This is a genomic window from Vibrio sp. 947 (assembly GCF_033339115.1).
Lineage (GTDB): Bacteria > Pseudomonadota > Gammaproteobacteria > Enterobacterales > Vibrionaceae > Vibrio > Vibrio alginolyticus.
In genome coordinates, this window is the sequence record NZ_JAWOTX010000007.1 from 174,835 (window position 1) to 190,290 (window position 15,456).

16 protein-coding genes are annotated in these 15,456 nt (G+C 36.1%); 4 read left to right on the forward strand and 12 right to left on the reverse strand.

Annotation, left to right across the window (positions count from 1 at the left end):
• Window positions 1-354 precede the first annotated feature (354 nt).
• From R7Q39_RS11370 to R7Q39_RS11415, 10 genes are read right to left on the reverse strand one after another with little or no spacing between them, the layout of a single operon-like run.
• The gene (locus R7Q39_RS11370) at window positions 355-759 is read right to left on the reverse strand and encodes a hypothetical protein (RefSeq protein WP_045592764.1); all 405 of its coding nucleotides are present in this window, start codon (window positions 757-759) and stop codon (window positions 355-357) included.
• 2 nt (window positions 760-761) lie between these two features.
• Complete coding sequence (locus R7Q39_RS11375; protein WP_318076262.1) at window positions 762-1,802, reverse strand: hypothetical protein; 1,041 nt, start codon at window positions 1,800-1,802, stop codon at window positions 762-764.
• 12 nt (window positions 1,803-1,814) lie between these two features.
• Window positions 1,815-3,305, reverse strand: a complete 1,491-nt coding sequence (locus tag R7Q39_RS11380) for a hypothetical protein (protein WP_318076263.1) — start codon at window positions 3,303-3,305, stop codon at window positions 1,815-1,817.
• Window positions 3,298-3,558: a hypothetical protein gene (locus tag R7Q39_RS11385; protein ID WP_045592770.1), complete on the reverse strand. Its 261-nt coding sequence runs from the start codon at window positions 3,556-3,558 to the stop codon at window positions 3,298-3,300. Before R7Q39_RS11385 ends, R7Q39_RS11380 begins: the two co-directional genes overlap by 8 nt.
• Before the next feature lie 34 nt (window positions 3,559-3,592).
• A complete protein-coding gene (locus R7Q39_RS11390) occupies window positions 3,593-3,937 on the reverse strand; it encodes a hypothetical protein (protein ID WP_318076264.1) in 345 nt (114 codons plus the stop codon).
• Window positions 3,921-4,532 carry a hypothetical protein gene (locus tag R7Q39_RS11395; protein ID WP_318076265.1) on the reverse strand — a complete coding sequence of 204 codons (612 nt, stop codon included), beginning with the start codon at window positions 4,530-4,532 and terminating at the stop codon, window positions 3,921-3,923. The genes R7Q39_RS11390 and R7Q39_RS11395 overlap by 17 nt, the downstream gene beginning before the upstream one ends.
• Window positions 4,507-5,508 carry a recombination-associated protein RdgC gene (rdgC, locus tag R7Q39_RS11400; protein ID WP_318076266.1) on the reverse strand — a complete coding sequence of 334 codons (1,002 nt, stop codon included), beginning with the start codon at window positions 5,506-5,508 and terminating at the stop codon, window positions 4,507-4,509. The genes R7Q39_RS11395 and rdgC overlap by 26 nt, the downstream gene beginning before the upstream one ends.
• A 35-nt stretch (window positions 5,509-5,543) precedes the next feature.
• Window positions 5,544-5,873: a hypothetical protein gene (locus R7Q39_RS11405; protein ID WP_318076267.1), complete on the reverse strand. Its 330-nt coding sequence runs from the start codon at window positions 5,871-5,873 to the stop codon at window positions 5,544-5,546.
• Window position 5,874: 1 nt separating this feature from the next.
• Window positions 5,875-6,879: a hypothetical protein gene (locus R7Q39_RS11410; protein WP_318076268.1), complete on the reverse strand. Its 1,005-nt coding sequence runs from the start codon at window positions 6,877-6,879 to the stop codon at window positions 5,875-5,877.
• Window positions 6,880-6,888: 9 nt separating this feature from the next.
• The gene (locus R7Q39_RS11415) at window positions 6,889-7,632 is read right to left on the reverse strand and encodes a hypothetical protein (protein ID WP_133297333.1); all 744 of its coding nucleotides are present in this window, start codon (window positions 7,630-7,632) and stop codon (window positions 6,889-6,891) included.
• A gap of 75 nt (window positions 7,633-7,707) precedes the next feature.
• Here R7Q39_RS11415 and R7Q39_RS11420 point away from each other — a divergent pair, with 75 nt between their 5' ends.
• Both R7Q39_RS11420 and R7Q39_RS11425 read left to right on the forward strand, forming a co-directional pair.
• Window positions 7,708-9,072, forward strand: a complete 1,365-nt coding sequence (locus R7Q39_RS11420; RefSeq protein ID WP_318076269.1) for a hypothetical protein — start codon at window positions 7,708-7,710, stop codon at window positions 9,070-9,072.
• An 82-nt stretch (window positions 9,073-9,154) separates the two neighbouring features.
• Complete coding sequence (locus R7Q39_RS11425) at window positions 9,155-11,482, forward strand: hypothetical protein (protein ID WP_318076270.1); 2,328 nt, start codon at window positions 9,155-9,157, stop codon at window positions 11,480-11,482.
• Here the strand turns inward: R7Q39_RS11425 and R7Q39_RS11430 are convergent.
• Together R7Q39_RS11430 and recN are read right to left on the reverse strand one after the other, a co-directional pair.
• Window positions 11,470-12,411, reverse strand: a complete 942-nt coding sequence (locus R7Q39_RS11430) for a hypothetical protein (RefSeq protein WP_318076271.1) — start codon at window positions 12,409-12,411, stop codon at window positions 11,470-11,472. The two genes, R7Q39_RS11425 and R7Q39_RS11430, sit on opposite strands and share 13 nt — an antisense overlap.
• A gap of 65 nt (window positions 12,412-12,476) precedes the next feature.
• On the reverse strand, window positions 12,477-14,135 hold the full coding sequence (recN, locus tag R7Q39_RS11435; protein ID WP_318076272.1) for a DNA repair protein RecN: 1,659 nt from the start codon (window positions 14,133-14,135) through the stop codon (window positions 12,477-12,479).
• Window positions 14,136-14,236: 101 nt separating this feature from the next.
• Here recN and R7Q39_RS11440 point away from each other — a divergent pair, with 101 nt between their 5' ends.
• Both R7Q39_RS11440 and R7Q39_RS11445 read left to right on the forward strand, forming a co-directional pair.
• Window positions 14,237-14,995, forward strand: a complete 759-nt coding sequence (locus R7Q39_RS11440) for a hypothetical protein (RefSeq protein ID WP_318076273.1) — start codon at window positions 14,237-14,239, stop codon at window positions 14,993-14,995.
• Between the two features lie 73 nt (window positions 14,996-15,068).
• Entirely contained in the window at window positions 15,069-15,374 is a 306-nt protein-coding gene (locus tag R7Q39_RS11445) for a hypothetical protein (RefSeq protein WP_318076274.1), read from the forward strand.
• Window positions 15,375-15,456: the final 82 nt, after the last annotated feature.

The window sequence follows — 15,456 nt, forward strand, 5'->3', positions numbered from 1 at the left end:
CCGCCGTAGTAAAGTGAAGCACCTGCTAGAACTACAACTAGAGCGATTGCGATGATTGAGATGATTAAGTTAAACATTTGTTAATTACCTTTTTTATTATTTATTTATTTATTTGTTCGTTTTGTTTTTTTGTTTTGTGTGATGTTCATCACATGTCTAAATAATATTGTTAATAATGTGACCTAGCAACCATTTTTTTTAAATAATTAAAAACAATTTTTTTAGCAAACTTAATTCTCTTTTTTATTAATTATTTACAAAGTAAAAAAAATTATTTATTGATAAATGTAAAAATTAACTATTTTAAGACAATAAAAAAGCGAGCCGAGGCTCGCTTAAGATTGATTTAACTTACTATTTTATAATGACTTTTTTTGCTGGCTTAAGGGCGAATGTTATTCCAGACATAGGCTCTTTATCACCAAAAGCCCTACATGATTCACCCATACAGTACTCTCTAAGAGTAAATCCTTTGCACCTTTCGATAACTATTGATGACTTGGCAAGCTCTTCTTTCCAGTCTTCAAGACCGACATTCTTCAAAATAAGGTACTTGCTCTTAGGATGGACTGTTACAGCGTAACCAAGCTCTACAGATTCTTTTTTACACTGCTCATAGGCAAACTTTTCAACAGCCTTTTCTTCATACTCAACACCAGGATTGGAAAAAAGGTATACAGAAAGACCAATGACTGATAGTGCAATGAAGAAAATCAGAGTTCCAGCAAATTTGAAAAAGTTTTTCTTTAAAAATGGCATATCTACTCCGCTAATTTATTCAAAACATCTTTCTTAGATTTTTTAGGTTCAGTATTAGCGATTGTGTTTTCTAGATCTTCAATTGAATCCTTTACTTCTTCAACCGTTTCTTCTTTCTTAGTAACACGATCAATAACGTTTTGCTTGATAGAATCATAATTTGGAGTAGGGGATGTAGTGATCTTCCATGTGTTTGTTGCAACCACATAACGCATATCTTTCACATAAACGCCGCTATTCTCATTTGTCATGTGTCTATTGAGCTTATTAATTTCGAGCATAGGGCTTTTAGTCCTACTCTCATATAGATGCTCATTAGTGATTCTGTTCTTTTCATCTTGTCTGTTCACCATAGAAGCGCCAAGCAGAATGAATGAAGCTGTAAGCATAATCAAACTAAAGACAAAGAATCCATATCCAGAAGAAGTAAATTTCTTCATCTTATCTTTGAAAACAATATTTTTGTTTTCTTTGTGGTACTTCAAGTTAGCAGCACTAATTTTAGCTACAGAAATCTTCTCTTCATCCTTGACCACTGCTAATGAAAAGTTTTCCTTGATTATGGTAACGCTATCTGAATCATCAAGCTCTTCTATAATAGAGGTTAAAGCTCCGCGACCTGAACCGCCTTCATGTATTTCCCAAAGATAACCTTCGCCATAAGAAACTATGTTGTAGAAAGCATTATCAATAGGCGTTACATTGGCTGAAGCAAAGTTAAATAAATATTCCTTAACTTCCTTTTTGGTTACTTTTGCATAATAACCCATGTAGAACTCGATTGGCTCAGAAACAACGACTTCCTTTTCTTTAGTCTGCTTTTTCTTATCTTGTTTCTTGGATTTTTTAGCAAAAAAACCTTTCTTATGTTTTTCGTCACTAACATTGATGACTGAGTTTTCATCAGGAGTGCTTGCATCGGAGTTAGAATCATCAACAGCAAAAGAATCAGGAGTAGGAGAATCGTCTATTACAAGCGCCTCCTGGCGCTTGTTTTTTCTTTTGAAAATTCGACTTAAAAAGCCTTTTTTATCTTCACTCATTTTTATTTCTTCTTATCTGTTTCCAAAAATGGTAACTGTTGGACGGATCATTATAAATGTACTGTTTTTAGAATAGTTCTGCTTTTGATAAGCAATATCTGAATCTTCAGCAAATGATGGGGCATTTCTATCATCGCTATATTCATTAAAACTAATACCGCCAATGATTACTGACTCACCAGCCATGATCTTAATAACATCACTAAACTTCTGCTCACGAGTTTGAGGCTGAGAAACCATTCCTAATTGATTACCAGCATTTAGCTCTACCCATTTAGTTAAGCTGCTAATCTCCATGCCAAAATCGATTGTAACGAGCTGGGATTTTGCATCAAACCAAGGTTTCAAATGTAGTTTCGTACCTAAATCAAGGTATGTAACAGAGACATCTGAAGACTCACTATCGGATTCAGTATCTGATGTTCCACTAAGCTCATCTATATACGGAACTTTATCACCAACACTCATCATTACTTCTCGACCTGATAAGGTTTTCATAATTAATGATTGTGATGTTTCAGCTTTACCATAGGTAGATAAGAAATCAATAACGTTTGAAAGAGTAAACTCTCCATTGCCGATCTCCAGGGCTGACGATGTACCAGTTATCGATGCATTTGCTTTAACATCTCTAATTGAGCTTCCTAGTTCTTCGGCAGGATTAGTGCTATTGCTATTATCACTGTCAGAATCTGACGAGTCATCTGATGAATCATCACTGGTTATGGTGTCACCAGTTTGAACGCCGTCACCAATTTTTATTCCAAACTTACTCCAATCAATGCCTTCAGCTTTATGCCTATTCACTTGCACTGTTATGATAGCTACTTGCATTGAAACCAAGCTGGTGTTCACTGTCAGCCTATCAAGATACGTTGTAATCTTCTGATGATTAGCTTTTGAAGCTTTATAGAAGATTGTAGCCGCATTTACAGAGTAGCTTACTTCTTCAGCACCCATTGATTTAAGATCGTTTTGTATCTGTTTGGCTATCACATCATCTTGAGGAATTCGCAATTGGTAAGACGTTAACTTCTCAACAGTAACAATATCGCCAGCATGGTAGCTGAAGTTGATGCCATAAGCTGCCTCAAAAGCATCCAGTAAATGACCAAGCTTACCATCAAAGTCAATCATTACTATTGGCATGGTTCTAATAGCTTCGTCAGGCATAACTAGATACAAACCTTTTTGCTTCAGAATTGGAACCAGGTCATTTAGAGTAGCACTAACTCGAAAACCAGTCTTAATATTCTTATTAGAAAACTTATCTGGTATAGGGGATCCTTCCTCTAAAATTAAAAGGTCGTTAATAGGAACAAATCGAATTGGAGGCTCTTCATTCTTCCAATCATTTACAACATTATTGGTTATCTTGTCCTGATTTAATGCTTCTTCCAATGATTTAGGAATAGATTTACCCGAGGTACAACCAGACAAAGTAGAAACAGCCAGAATACAACCAATTATTAAACTTAATTTGTTAACTTTATTTTTATTCATTATTAGAAATCTCTACATACACGTCTTTAGCTGAATCGTAATAAATCTTGACACCATCTACTTCAGCCACGAAGTCAAGATTTTGGTTAACGGAAGCTCTTCCTGTTTCAGAAAGCGATTGCTCAACTGGATCTACCTTTTCACACATTGCCGATTTATCTTCAATATACTGATATGGCAGGAAAGGATTGGTTTCAGAGGCGATAGCATTAGAACAAAGAAGAATAGAAGTAAAAGCTATAATCTTATTCATAATTTTATTCATAATTTTTGTTTTATAACTTAAACTAATTAATTTCCGTTTTCAAACTTTTTTCTCTTATAAGATGAAGAAGTTTTAACATTTCCGAATACGATTCACTTGCAGCTACATTTCCAATAACTCTATTTTTACCAAAAAGCAGGTAGAAGTCATTGCAAAAAATAAAACCATTGATGAACTTATTGATTTCCACTGGTAAATTACTGTAAACACTTGTCATATCTTCTATAGACTCAAATTTACTGGTAACGCTTGAGAGGTCAAGTCCATCACTAAAAATGCCAACGTAGGCTTTTCTTGTTTTAAAGTTTGATACGAATTCACTCACTGCTCTAAGATCTACAGGGTTAGCATCAATCAACATACTCATTTTTTATTCCTTTTAGAGGTTTAAAAACACCTATTTTTTTTATTGAATTTTTATTTTTGTCGATAATATCATAAAAACCAGAATATACTAAACAAGCTTTTTGATTTTTGTTTACAAGAACAGTACCGCTCATTCCCTTAGGGTAAATACAATTATCTGAATAATATGCAGAACCATCACCATTAGGTGTTAAGTTACACATGTTAAGGTAATTTGCAGTATATCCATAATCTTGACACTCACCGATAAGTTCAGAACTAAACTTTCCAGATAAGGCAATGTCGGAACCTGTTAAGCCAGTGTATTTACCAACATAAAATGGTTTCATTACTTCGTAGTATTTTGCGCCTGAATGTATATAGAGAGGAATGTACTCTTCATCATCACCTGTGAAACAGTGGCTGGCAGTAATGACTAAATCATCGCTCATCAAACCTTTGCATTGATGAACATAGATTCCATCTACTTTCTTAAGTAGATTAATAGAAATGGGTGCTTTGTGATTAGATTTAAGGAGTGAATTAAGAAGAAAAGGGGCTACAAGTAGCCCCAATATAACAATCGGCTTCTTAACCTTGACTAGAAATTTCTTCATTTTTAGCAAGACCACCAAAGCATTCGATAACACCGTTTAGCACGGTATTTGTGTATTTTGTGAAAGCGTTGAATTCAGTGTCGAACTGCTGTAGTTCCGTGTCATATTCATTGCCTTTAAGAATTTCCTTGAAGCATGATCCTAGCTTGAATTTCTTAATCATAAAGCTTTCGTCAATGCTCATACGCGCATTCACTTCTTCATCTTCATTGCTATAAGACAATGCTAGGTTGACAACGCTGTAATTTTTCTCGCCAAGATAAATTTCTAGGTTACGATCACCTTCAAGCGCTTGAGCTGAATATGATATCTTACCTTGTTTACGCCCATCACGCTGTGGTTCGCGAATGACACACTCACTCATAAGCTCAAGTTGATCTGGCATTGTGTTTGTGTCTTCAACCCAAGCTGTCATTTTAAGAGGGATATCTGTAGCCACTTGTAGTGGAGCAAACTCAAAACCTTTGAACTCATTATCGGTTAGTTGGATTGTGCGCTCTAGAAGGTCAATGAATCGCTCTGCTTGCTTCATATTACCAGTGTTTAGGATTAGGCGCTTTTCAGCGATACACAACCATCCTAGAGTGGTTGAAAACTTACTCTGTGCTGTTTTAAGAAGCTCGTTCTCAAGCTTAGTCTTGATCTGAGATTTCTCGTCTTTTGGCACTTTCTCAACATTGTTTTCTTTCTTAAATTTTGCGAACTCAGCATCCAACAGTTCTTTAAGCTCTGAAGTATTAATTTTCTTCTCTTCAGTTTTAAGCGCCATCAGAATATTTCCTTCTGATACAGCACCAAGAACCTGCATGTCAAAATGTGGGGGAACCCAACCTGAATAGTGTCGAACATTGCCAGATACGCGCTTAAAAGGCAGGCTTTCTAGGCATTTATTGATACTGTCAGCAGATAGATTTTGGAAAGCCTCATTTTTTGTTGAAATGAAAGCATTTAAAACGCCAAATGGTTTAAAAGACATATTTATTCCTTAATTTATTTAGTTGTTTAGTTTATTTAAATGATGTGCTCAAAAATAAAAATTTCTAGCAGTTCACTTTTAAATCCAGGGTGATTGAGACATCTAGTGTTCAAGTAGTAGTTAAGGTTATTCCTAAACTGTGTATTGCCCGAATCAATCGATAGAGCTTCATCAACCAAAATTCTTTTATTAGACACATAATAATCATACAAGCTATCATTTTCAAAGGTTTTTTTCATTTTATTTGAATGCTTTGCGATTATAAACATGATTTCCAGACTGATTTTGTTCACAGAGCCATTGAATTCAAGAAAATCAACTGAATTTATATATCTTTTTAATTCGTTGTATAGTAAGTCATTCATATTAAATCCCGTTCAGCAGATTCGCAAAAAATTCTGCGCTCTTAACTGGATCTCCGTCAGGAAGGTCTTGCTTAACTGGTGCCAAGTTCGCTTGTGTTTCTGTAAGCTTTCCGCTGTATACCTCATCAAGAACAATCGCGTACATTGAATCAAATCTAGCTTTCATTTTTGACATTTCACCGACTCTAAGATCGAAACCGCCAATTCTTCGCCTTGTTTCTTTGATAATCCAATTATTGTGCAATTCATTTTTAGGGTTTGTTGCAACACTGTACGCCCTACAAGGAGGTACACAGCCTTCGATTAGGAGAGACTTTGATATTGTAATCAAATGAGACACGTTCGGCGGAAAATCAACGTATCTTGGGTCTTTTGTAATTTCGATTTCTAATGCTTTGAAATCTACACTTTCCAGATTGTTTTGTACAAATTCATTGTATAAAAACACTCGAAAAACACCTGAGTCATCCCATAATCTCTTATACCTGAAGGACATTCTCTGCATAAATGCAACAAATTGCTGATTAACGATTACGCGAGAATTTTCACAAAAATCCACAAACTGGTTTGGAGTAGGGGCGAAAGAGCCAGTCCATCCAGATAAAAGGTTATCCAAGTTTTCTTGTATTGTAGTTGGGTTTATCGATTTACGCTCTAATGCATCCACCCACTCCCTGAACAAGTCGGTGACTTTCGATGGTTCTTTTGGTATTCGAAAGGATTCAAAATAGGAGCTGAATCTTTTAAACATTTCAGCGACATACGGCTGATACGAGTAACGCTTTGCAGCAGCAAGAATTGTATCTAAAGCCTGAGGTGTGTCACCTCGATCTTCAAGGTATTTGCATACAAATTTTTCAATTTTGTCATCCGTAATGCCGTATCTTTGCATTTCAGCCACAATCAACTCTGCATCAACAGAGGTAAAACACACAATATCTTGTGATTTATTATCGACTTTCTTTGTTTTTTGTATATACTGATAAACAGTATCGGATATAGACATATTTATTACCTAAAAATCTACAGGTAGATCATCAAAATTGAATTCTTTATCTTTTTCATTTAGCGCATTAACACTACTTGTAAGCGAGTTTGACAACCAGCGTTGAATAAATGAGTTCATCATTGCTAATGGCTTTCTTTGGAGCGGATTATCCCTAAGCCACTCATATATGTCAAGAATTTCCATGTCAACATCAACGCCAGGAAATGCCTGCCTTAAAAGTGCTAGGTGCTTATCCCTAACACGGAATACCTGCCCCTCGGTTTCATACCTTTTTGTGGGCAACCAACCATTGTATTCGCCAAGAACTTCCAAGGTAGGATCTACATACTTAACAGCAAGTTCGTTATCTTCATTGTTAATCGCATCGAACAAAGATTTGCTTTGTTGCGAAGAGCGAGTATTAAGCATTCGAAGATTTGCAAGCTTTGCTTGCTCTAGCTGTTCATTCTTTAGCAATTTAGCTAGAAAATAAGAAGACACCTTATTACTTAAACTCTCTAAGTCTAGAGATACTGTAAGTATGTCACTATCAATGGAGCTTACCTTGCTAACAAAATCTTCTGCATCACCTGCTTTTCCGAAGATAGCTAGAACATGTTCCGAGTCTATATCTAGATTAGATTGTTCGTCTCCGTGCTCCCATAGCGTAAAAAGCAACATCATTGCTTTTCCAAATTCATCATGCGACAACTTGCCGATTAGTGCTTTTAAGTCCGTTGAAGGACACAGTTTCAGTGTGTGAAATTTCATTTTTTATTACGAAATTGATTTTATGTGTGTTAATATTAAGGAAAGCAATGATATTAATAAATTTGGAAAAAGTAAATGCAAATTAAATTTGACGAACTAAAGACTTACTTCAAGCAAGTTGCTCCACATGTGTCTGAAGACATCATGGATGACTGGCTTCGTTCTGGCGCTGAAATCCTTAAGCTTGACATTGAAAGGGTAGAAAAATCTCTTACTCCAGAGTCACTATCCAAGAAAGTTGAGAATTCATTGCGCTATTCGATTAAACGTCTTTCGACCTTCAATCCACGCGATATGGGGGTTTTATATGTATCCCATAATGGTGGTTTTGTAAGTTATGGTAATGATGATGTTCACAGTGTTTCTACTGTGGTTCAAGAAAAACTAGCAATGACTAACGTACAATCTATGCCTAATGCCGCATTGAGAAGTATGAGATTGAAAGATGATGCGATGAGAGAATTCCTCAAAGAAATGCATCGCTATGAGCTTAAACCGCTAGACGCACTAGTGGCGAAGGTTAAATCTGGTGAGCCGTGGGATGAATACCCTTGGATGTCTGCGAATATCGGCGGTCTTTACAAAGATAAGTTTGATAAGGTCTGGATGGTGGATTTCAGAATCCCTAAAAACCATGAAAAGGCTGAAGCTGCATATAAAGATATTGGTGATGGAAGCCGAGCTGCTATGGCTCAAAATAAAGCATTCATTGAAGGCAAGTACGGTGTGAAAATCGATCATTGCGCTGCTGCTATTCTATCGGTGGAAGATTTTTCTTGTATGGTAACGGTAGAACCAATTAATGATGATCTTTGTTTAGCCGTTAAAGACATCGGTGACTATTACTACAATGAATACGTTCAGAAGGGCATTGTACCTGTTGTTTCCTACGATAAGGAATTCGAAACAGTAAACGATATGCCTTCAGGTCTTAAAGGAGCAATTTCTGAGTATGCTTTATACAATAAGCTGGCTTCAGAATCTGATAAGATGAAGAAAACTGCTCGTAGCAGAGTTGAAGAGCTATTACAGATCCAAGGTGTTAACATCGCTCCTGTAGGCAAGAAAACTCAGGTTGGAGCTATTAGCTTTTCTACATCAGAAACTAAACCAAGTGTGGACAGTAAGCTGCTGATGAAGAAGTTTGTTGAGCTTGGTGGAAATCCTGAAGACCCAGAGATTTTCTCTCAATCTAAATCATCAACAAGATTAAATGTAACAAGAAGCAAAAACCATGTTGATTATGGCTTCATCACGAACCTAGCATCTTCAGTTGAATCATTAATTAAAGACTCTGTTGTTGAAATGAAAGAGATTCACAACATTCATGAAGAAACCAAGCGAAACTTCGATCCAACCGAGCCTGGTGTTTTAGAGGAACTGGAAAAAGAGTCTAAGGAAAAAGCTAGTTCATACGATGACGAACTTGAACTCTTCTAGTTTTTTATTAGTTTAAAAAAATCGACAACTGTAATAACATAGTGGATATATTTTATATCCACTTTTTTATTTAAGAAATAATATGAATATCATACTTTACCCAAGAGTTTATAATAAAAGAGGCGCTGAGAATTCTCATAGCGTCTTAGGTGTGACTCATGAAGGTGAGCTTGTAAATGTTAAACTTCGATTAGATAAAGTAACTGAAAATAGCCCTTCAATAAAAGAGTTTAGCCGTGATGACAGAAAGGCTAAACAGGCTTGTACTGCAACGAAAGATAACGGTAAGGATAAAAGGGAAGGGGTTCTCCTATTTACCCGTTGCTTTCTAGATGAGAAAGATTACAACAATAATGAAACCAACTATGTTGCTAAGTGGGCAACTGTCCTTTGTGAAGACAAGGATAGTAATGAACCATTAATAAGTTTTGGTCGATTGGTTATTCCTAAAGATTTCGAGATCTACAAGTCATTAGCAGAAAAACTTCAAGTGGCATTAGAAAAAGAAGAAGATGATGAAATAGATTCCATCAAAACTGAAATGGCTAAATATTCTGGTTTTTCATTCCCTGGCATTATATATTCACACGATAAAATTAGAACCTTTATTAGTAGCGAAATTGAAGAAGCCAGAAAGTATGTAAAACAATCAATACATGAGACGTTTCAATCTGGAATGGTTGGTGGCTTTGCTATTCGTTTGCTCACAAAAGACTATAAAGTGATCCCAAACTCCTATTTGGAGGTGTACCAAAAATATAACCCAAAAACAAAAGAATATATAACAGCTAAACAAACAGCAGACATGTATTTTGATTCAGACCATGCAAAAACTGCGTTTAAGAGTAATGAGTTTTTGATTGATATTATTCCTTTAAAGAGGATGAATTCAGGAAAATTTACAACTAAGCATTATTCATCCAAAAATGTTTACCCAATGGTCAAATCTCTTTATTCAACGATTAAGGGAAATATCAAAATCTGTAAGGTTGTAGCTAAAACCTACAACTTTGTAAACCCTCAAAATTTCGATGAGACAAAAGTTCTCCTTGATAGAATGCATTCCCTGTCAGAGCCGCTAGGTCATCCCATGAGGCTATCTAAAGACGGAACGATGTCTTTGTTGCTTAGAGGTGAGACAAGTGACTCTATAAACACTGATACTGAAAAGTTCTACTGGGTTGGAAATGATCCATCAAGAATGTCTATGACTAGAAATCAAAGGATTCTGTACCTTCTTGATAAGGGACATATGCCAACTTCTTCAAAGGGTAGAGTAACTGACACCGTTAAACTAATAGAAAATGACTCATATCCAATCAATAATGATGACGATGATGATTCTTCAAGTGAAAACATGAAATCCAATAAAATGGAAATAGAGGAAGACTCTCAAATAATCGATGAAATTGTAACGGATTCTGATGAAAAAGATTTAGGCAAGGATACAGATTGCGAACAAGAGATGGATGGAATCGTAAATCATGTTAAACAATCAGAAAACCAAGTAGAAGCGGAACTTAGCTCAGATGAAGAACTGGAGCAATCAGAGCCATCTCAAGATTCAACTTCTCCACATATTTCAGATGAAGAAAATTTTGTCGATGAATGTCACGTAGATGCTGAATCTAAAAGTGATTCAAATAATAATGAAGGCATTAATTCAACAGATGTAAATATAAATGACGTTGATGAAAATAAAATCCAGACTTTAGATGATCATATACAAACTGAATCAACTGTCACTCATGTTGATTTTGGTTCTCTAGTCGAGCTAGAAGATTCGTTATCAACAACTCAATCGGGCAATCACGAAGATACAAACCCCGAGGGAATTGTTGATGTATCCCCTGAAAACTCATTTGTACAAGATCAAGAACCAATAGAAGTACGTAACGATTCATGTGAAATCGTTGAAGAATCTGATTCTACTGATAATTCAGATGAAGGTGTTGAGGAATATGGTTCTACTGATAATCTAGATGAACAAGTTGAAGAGTCTGATTCTACTGATTATTCAGATGAAGGCATTGAAGAGTCTGATTCTACTGATAATCTAGATGAACGTGTTGAAGAGCCTAACACTACTGATAATTCAAGTGATGAAGATCTACGCCTCACTGAAGAAGAAAAGGAAATCGAACCTCAGGAAGATATTCAAGATGACTATTCATCAAAGTTCATGGAAAGTATCGAGCAGATCAAAAAAGGAAAAGCGTCTGACGTAATATCTGATGAGCAAGATCCTGCTGACATATTGGCTAGATGGACAAATGGTTCTGTAGATAAGAAGGATGTTGAACCTAAACCATCAGAGGTTGAGCCAAAAGAGAAGCCTCAACAAATTGAGGCTTCTGGTGAGGAAGAACTAACAGGCATGGCTGCGTTCATGAAAGGCTATCTTGAGTAACCAGTTGTTTGATTTTTTTCTTTAACAGGCTGCAATCCGAAAGCTCTATACCCAGTGGTTACATCCATTGGGTATTTTTTGGACTCTTTATTGATATCTAACAGCTCTTCTCTAAGAAAATGATATTCCTGGTGCTCGTTAGGATCTATATTGAACTGCTTGCATTCAGATAAAACGATATTGATTTTTTCTTTAATTTTTTTAACTTTTAACGCTTGTTCATGAGTAAGAGTTTCAGTGATAACTTTATTTATTTCAGCGGTAGGGTGGAAATATGCAGTAATAATTTCTTCTCCACCGTAAAGCTCAGTGAAGTATGCAGCTTTAGTTTTTTTTGCAGGGTAAAAAACACCTTTCGTGCCATCCTTACCGTTTGTTGATTTATTTTTTTCTTTAATGTTTATATAGCAAGAAAACCCCTCATTTTCTCGCTTGTTCTGTACCTTTAATTCTATTTCGTAAGTTTTCTTTAGCACACGAATGGAGTTGCCACCAGGGACAGCTATGTTACCAAAGTCATCAAGCTCTATAACTCCATTCATTGGAATGAAGTACTCACCAACTTTAGCAATGTGTTGCTTTCCACTTGGATCCGTTACCTTGTAAGACTTACCTGTACTTTTCTTAGCGCTCCATCCAAAAAGCAAATCTTTACCTTTTTGAATTTTGTAGTCACCAATGATTAAGTCTCCAGTTTCATCTTGTGCTATCACACCGACTTTTGGTAATTCATCACCAACTTTCAGGAGGCAGTGATCATTACTGGCTTCTTCAGAGGCGGAAGGTGGTTCGACTTTCGTACCGTTACTACGGGTAACGATGTATTTTCCACCTTCTACCTCTTCAAATTTCCAGCCATTAAGGATTTCTTTGTTTTGTCCATGCTCAACATACGAAGCTTTGGCTAATAGTGCGTTGTAATTTGACATAATTAATTAGATTAATGATTGTTTTATATCATTATATCAAATTGGCTTTATCCTTACACTAAAAATTAACTGCGACTAATCATGCTCTTAGCCAATCCTATGGACTCCTGTGAATTTTCATCTCCGTTTAACATACGCGCAATCTCTTTGATTTTTTCTTCATCAGATAACATAACAATCTTATTTGATACAGTATCTTGCGTATTGTCTTTAGAGACTACAAGATGGTGATCAGAATAAGAAGCAACAGAAGGTTGGTGTGTAATTGAAATCACTTGTGCGTTAACGCCTAACTGCTTAAGCATAGCGCCCACAGAATCCGCTGATTTACCACCAATACCGACATCAACTTCATCGAAAATCAAAGTAGGTAGCGAACTTCTTTCAGAAATTGCAACTTGCAAGCATAGTGAAACCCTTGAAAGCTCACCACCAGAAATGGCTTGCGAAAGTGGTTGCTTCTCAGTCCCTTTATTCGCGCTGAACAAAATTTCACAAGAAGTTAAACCTGTACTTTTAGCTGCGTCTGTCATTTTTAGCTCAAATGAAATTTGAGCAGTTTCAAGCCCTAAGCCTGGCATCATCTCCTGCATTTTAGCTTCAATCAACTCTGCCGCTTTCAGGCGCTCAGAATGGAGTACTAATCCATGCTCTTTAAACGCTTCAAATTTTTGCTCTGATTTCTCCTTAAGCTCGATGATTTCTTGCTCTACTTCATCAAACCCATTCACATCTCTTTCTAGCCTGGTTTTAACGCTTAAAAGATCATTAGGGTTAACATCATGCTTTTTCGCGATGCTTTCAAACTTGGCGATACGAGAACCAGCTTCATTGATATCAAAATCATCCATTTCATAGTTATTCGATAAGGCTGAAAGATTTGATACTGACTCTTGAACGTTAATTGAAGCTTCTTCAAGCATTCCATAGACATCATCAATCACCTGATCTGTACCAAGTAGGTGATTCAACTTTTTCTGCGCTTCAGTAATTGCTGACGCAACTGAGAAATCCTCATTTTCTAAGACAGAAGCTGCTGAACTTATATCAGATAAGATCTTTTCTTTATTACTATGCTTAGTAAAGGATTCTTTTAAGCTGTCATACTCATCATCATCGGGATTTAGTTCTTCTAGCTCATTCAGATAAAAGCGGTTTAGTTCTTGCTGAACCTTCATAGCTTCCAGTCTGTCTTTAGCTTCTTGCAGGTTCTTTATGGTAAGCATGTATTCCTTATAACTGCTTTTCGTAGCTGCAAGGGCGGAGCTTTCAGCCAGGCACGAATCCAAAACGCTCAGACCACTTTCTTTTTTAGTGAGTTGGTGATGGGAATGTTGAGCATAAATTGAAACCAATTGATTACCTAGCTCTTTGAGTTGAGTAGTAGATATTGGTTCGCCATTAATTAATGAGCGGCTTTTTTTATTCGATTTTAAAATTCGCTTAATGATAATGTTTCCGTCATGAGAAAAGCCGTTAAATTCAAGCCATGAGATAACCTTAGGGTAGTTAACTACATCGAAGGCTACCGTGATAGTGGCTTGATCTTTACCACTCATGATTTTGTTATAGTTTGCTCTTTCACCAAGGGCGAGCGCCAAAGCGTCAAGAATGATTGACTTACCAGCGCCAGTTTCACCAGTAAGCGCGGTAAAGCCTTTATCAAGCATAATGTTGGCATTTTGACAAATTACAAAATCGCCAATAGAGATTTGAGTTATCACATTAGTTACTCCTTAAACTTTTGATAAAAAATAGCATTATTACTTGTCATTTGCAATAATTTTGGTATTATTAAGACAATTAAAAAAGAAAGGTTTACGTTATGCATTTGGTGATTTTTGATGGACAATATTTGTTTCAAATGTTGAAACAAGAGCAAGCGCAGGTTAGTCATACTGCTATGGCTGATGTTGCGGATAAAATCGTCAGCTCAATTGGTGCTACACATGCGCTATTCGTTTTTTCAGACATGGTAAATAGCTGGAGAAAGGAATTAGTTGACACCTATAGCATTAAAAAGCACGACTTTAGCTTTTCGGATTTGGCACTATTGGGTAAGCACAGAGCTTATTTAAAGCAATGTGGATACGCATCTGTACAAGTCTCTAAACTTGAGATGTTTGATATCAGTAGCATTATCTGCAATAAAATTGGCACTGGCAAATGCAAGGTTACGCTGATAACCAATTGCCCATTGTGCTTCTCACTAATAAGCGAAAGTGTCGAGATTAAAGATGCCGCTTTGACATCCACGAAGACTCAAGAGTGGCTTAAGTCGAGAATTGCGTTACCAAAAGCAATGCTTGGTGAATACTATTCCATTCATGGACTCAGTTCGCTTGGTGTTCCTGGAACCCCTGAAATATCAAAGTCAGAAGTTATTGAAGTCCTAAAACAATACAACGGACTATACAACATTCAGAAGATGCTTAGTGAAGAAATTCATGATAAAAAGCTTAAAAGTGTCGTGGATAACTTCGATCAGATTTCGAGAAATTACGGTGTAACTCTTGCTAAAACTGATGTAAAACTAGGGACATCTATGCATGTAATGGAAGTGCGAAACAAAATTGCAGCATAGGATATCTAAATTGAAAAAAGAGGCTTAACCTCAAGCTATTTCGCTTTGTGTGCTAAATAAAAGGAATTAAACAATGTCTCTTAATGATTTAGTTAATAAGATTACTGAATTAAATACCTCAATAACTACGGAGCTAGTATCACCAAGAGAGGTGATTATTAAACCTGATTCAAACAAAGAATCATACATTGAGGTTCGAGACAACTTAGATGCAAACTTTGAGGTTAAGTCATACACCATTCAAGTATTCCTTCATACTAAAAATGGCTATGAATCCAGAAATTATTATGAACCTTGCACAAAGAGAAAAACAAGTACGGCAATTGAGTATATCAATAGGTACATTAATTACATTGCTGACAATAACTGCTGGAAGTAAGTTAATAGAGTGCATTGTATTTTGTTTTATGTAAACCTCCATCACACTGAACGCATATCCAATATTATAGAGGCTTTCTGAG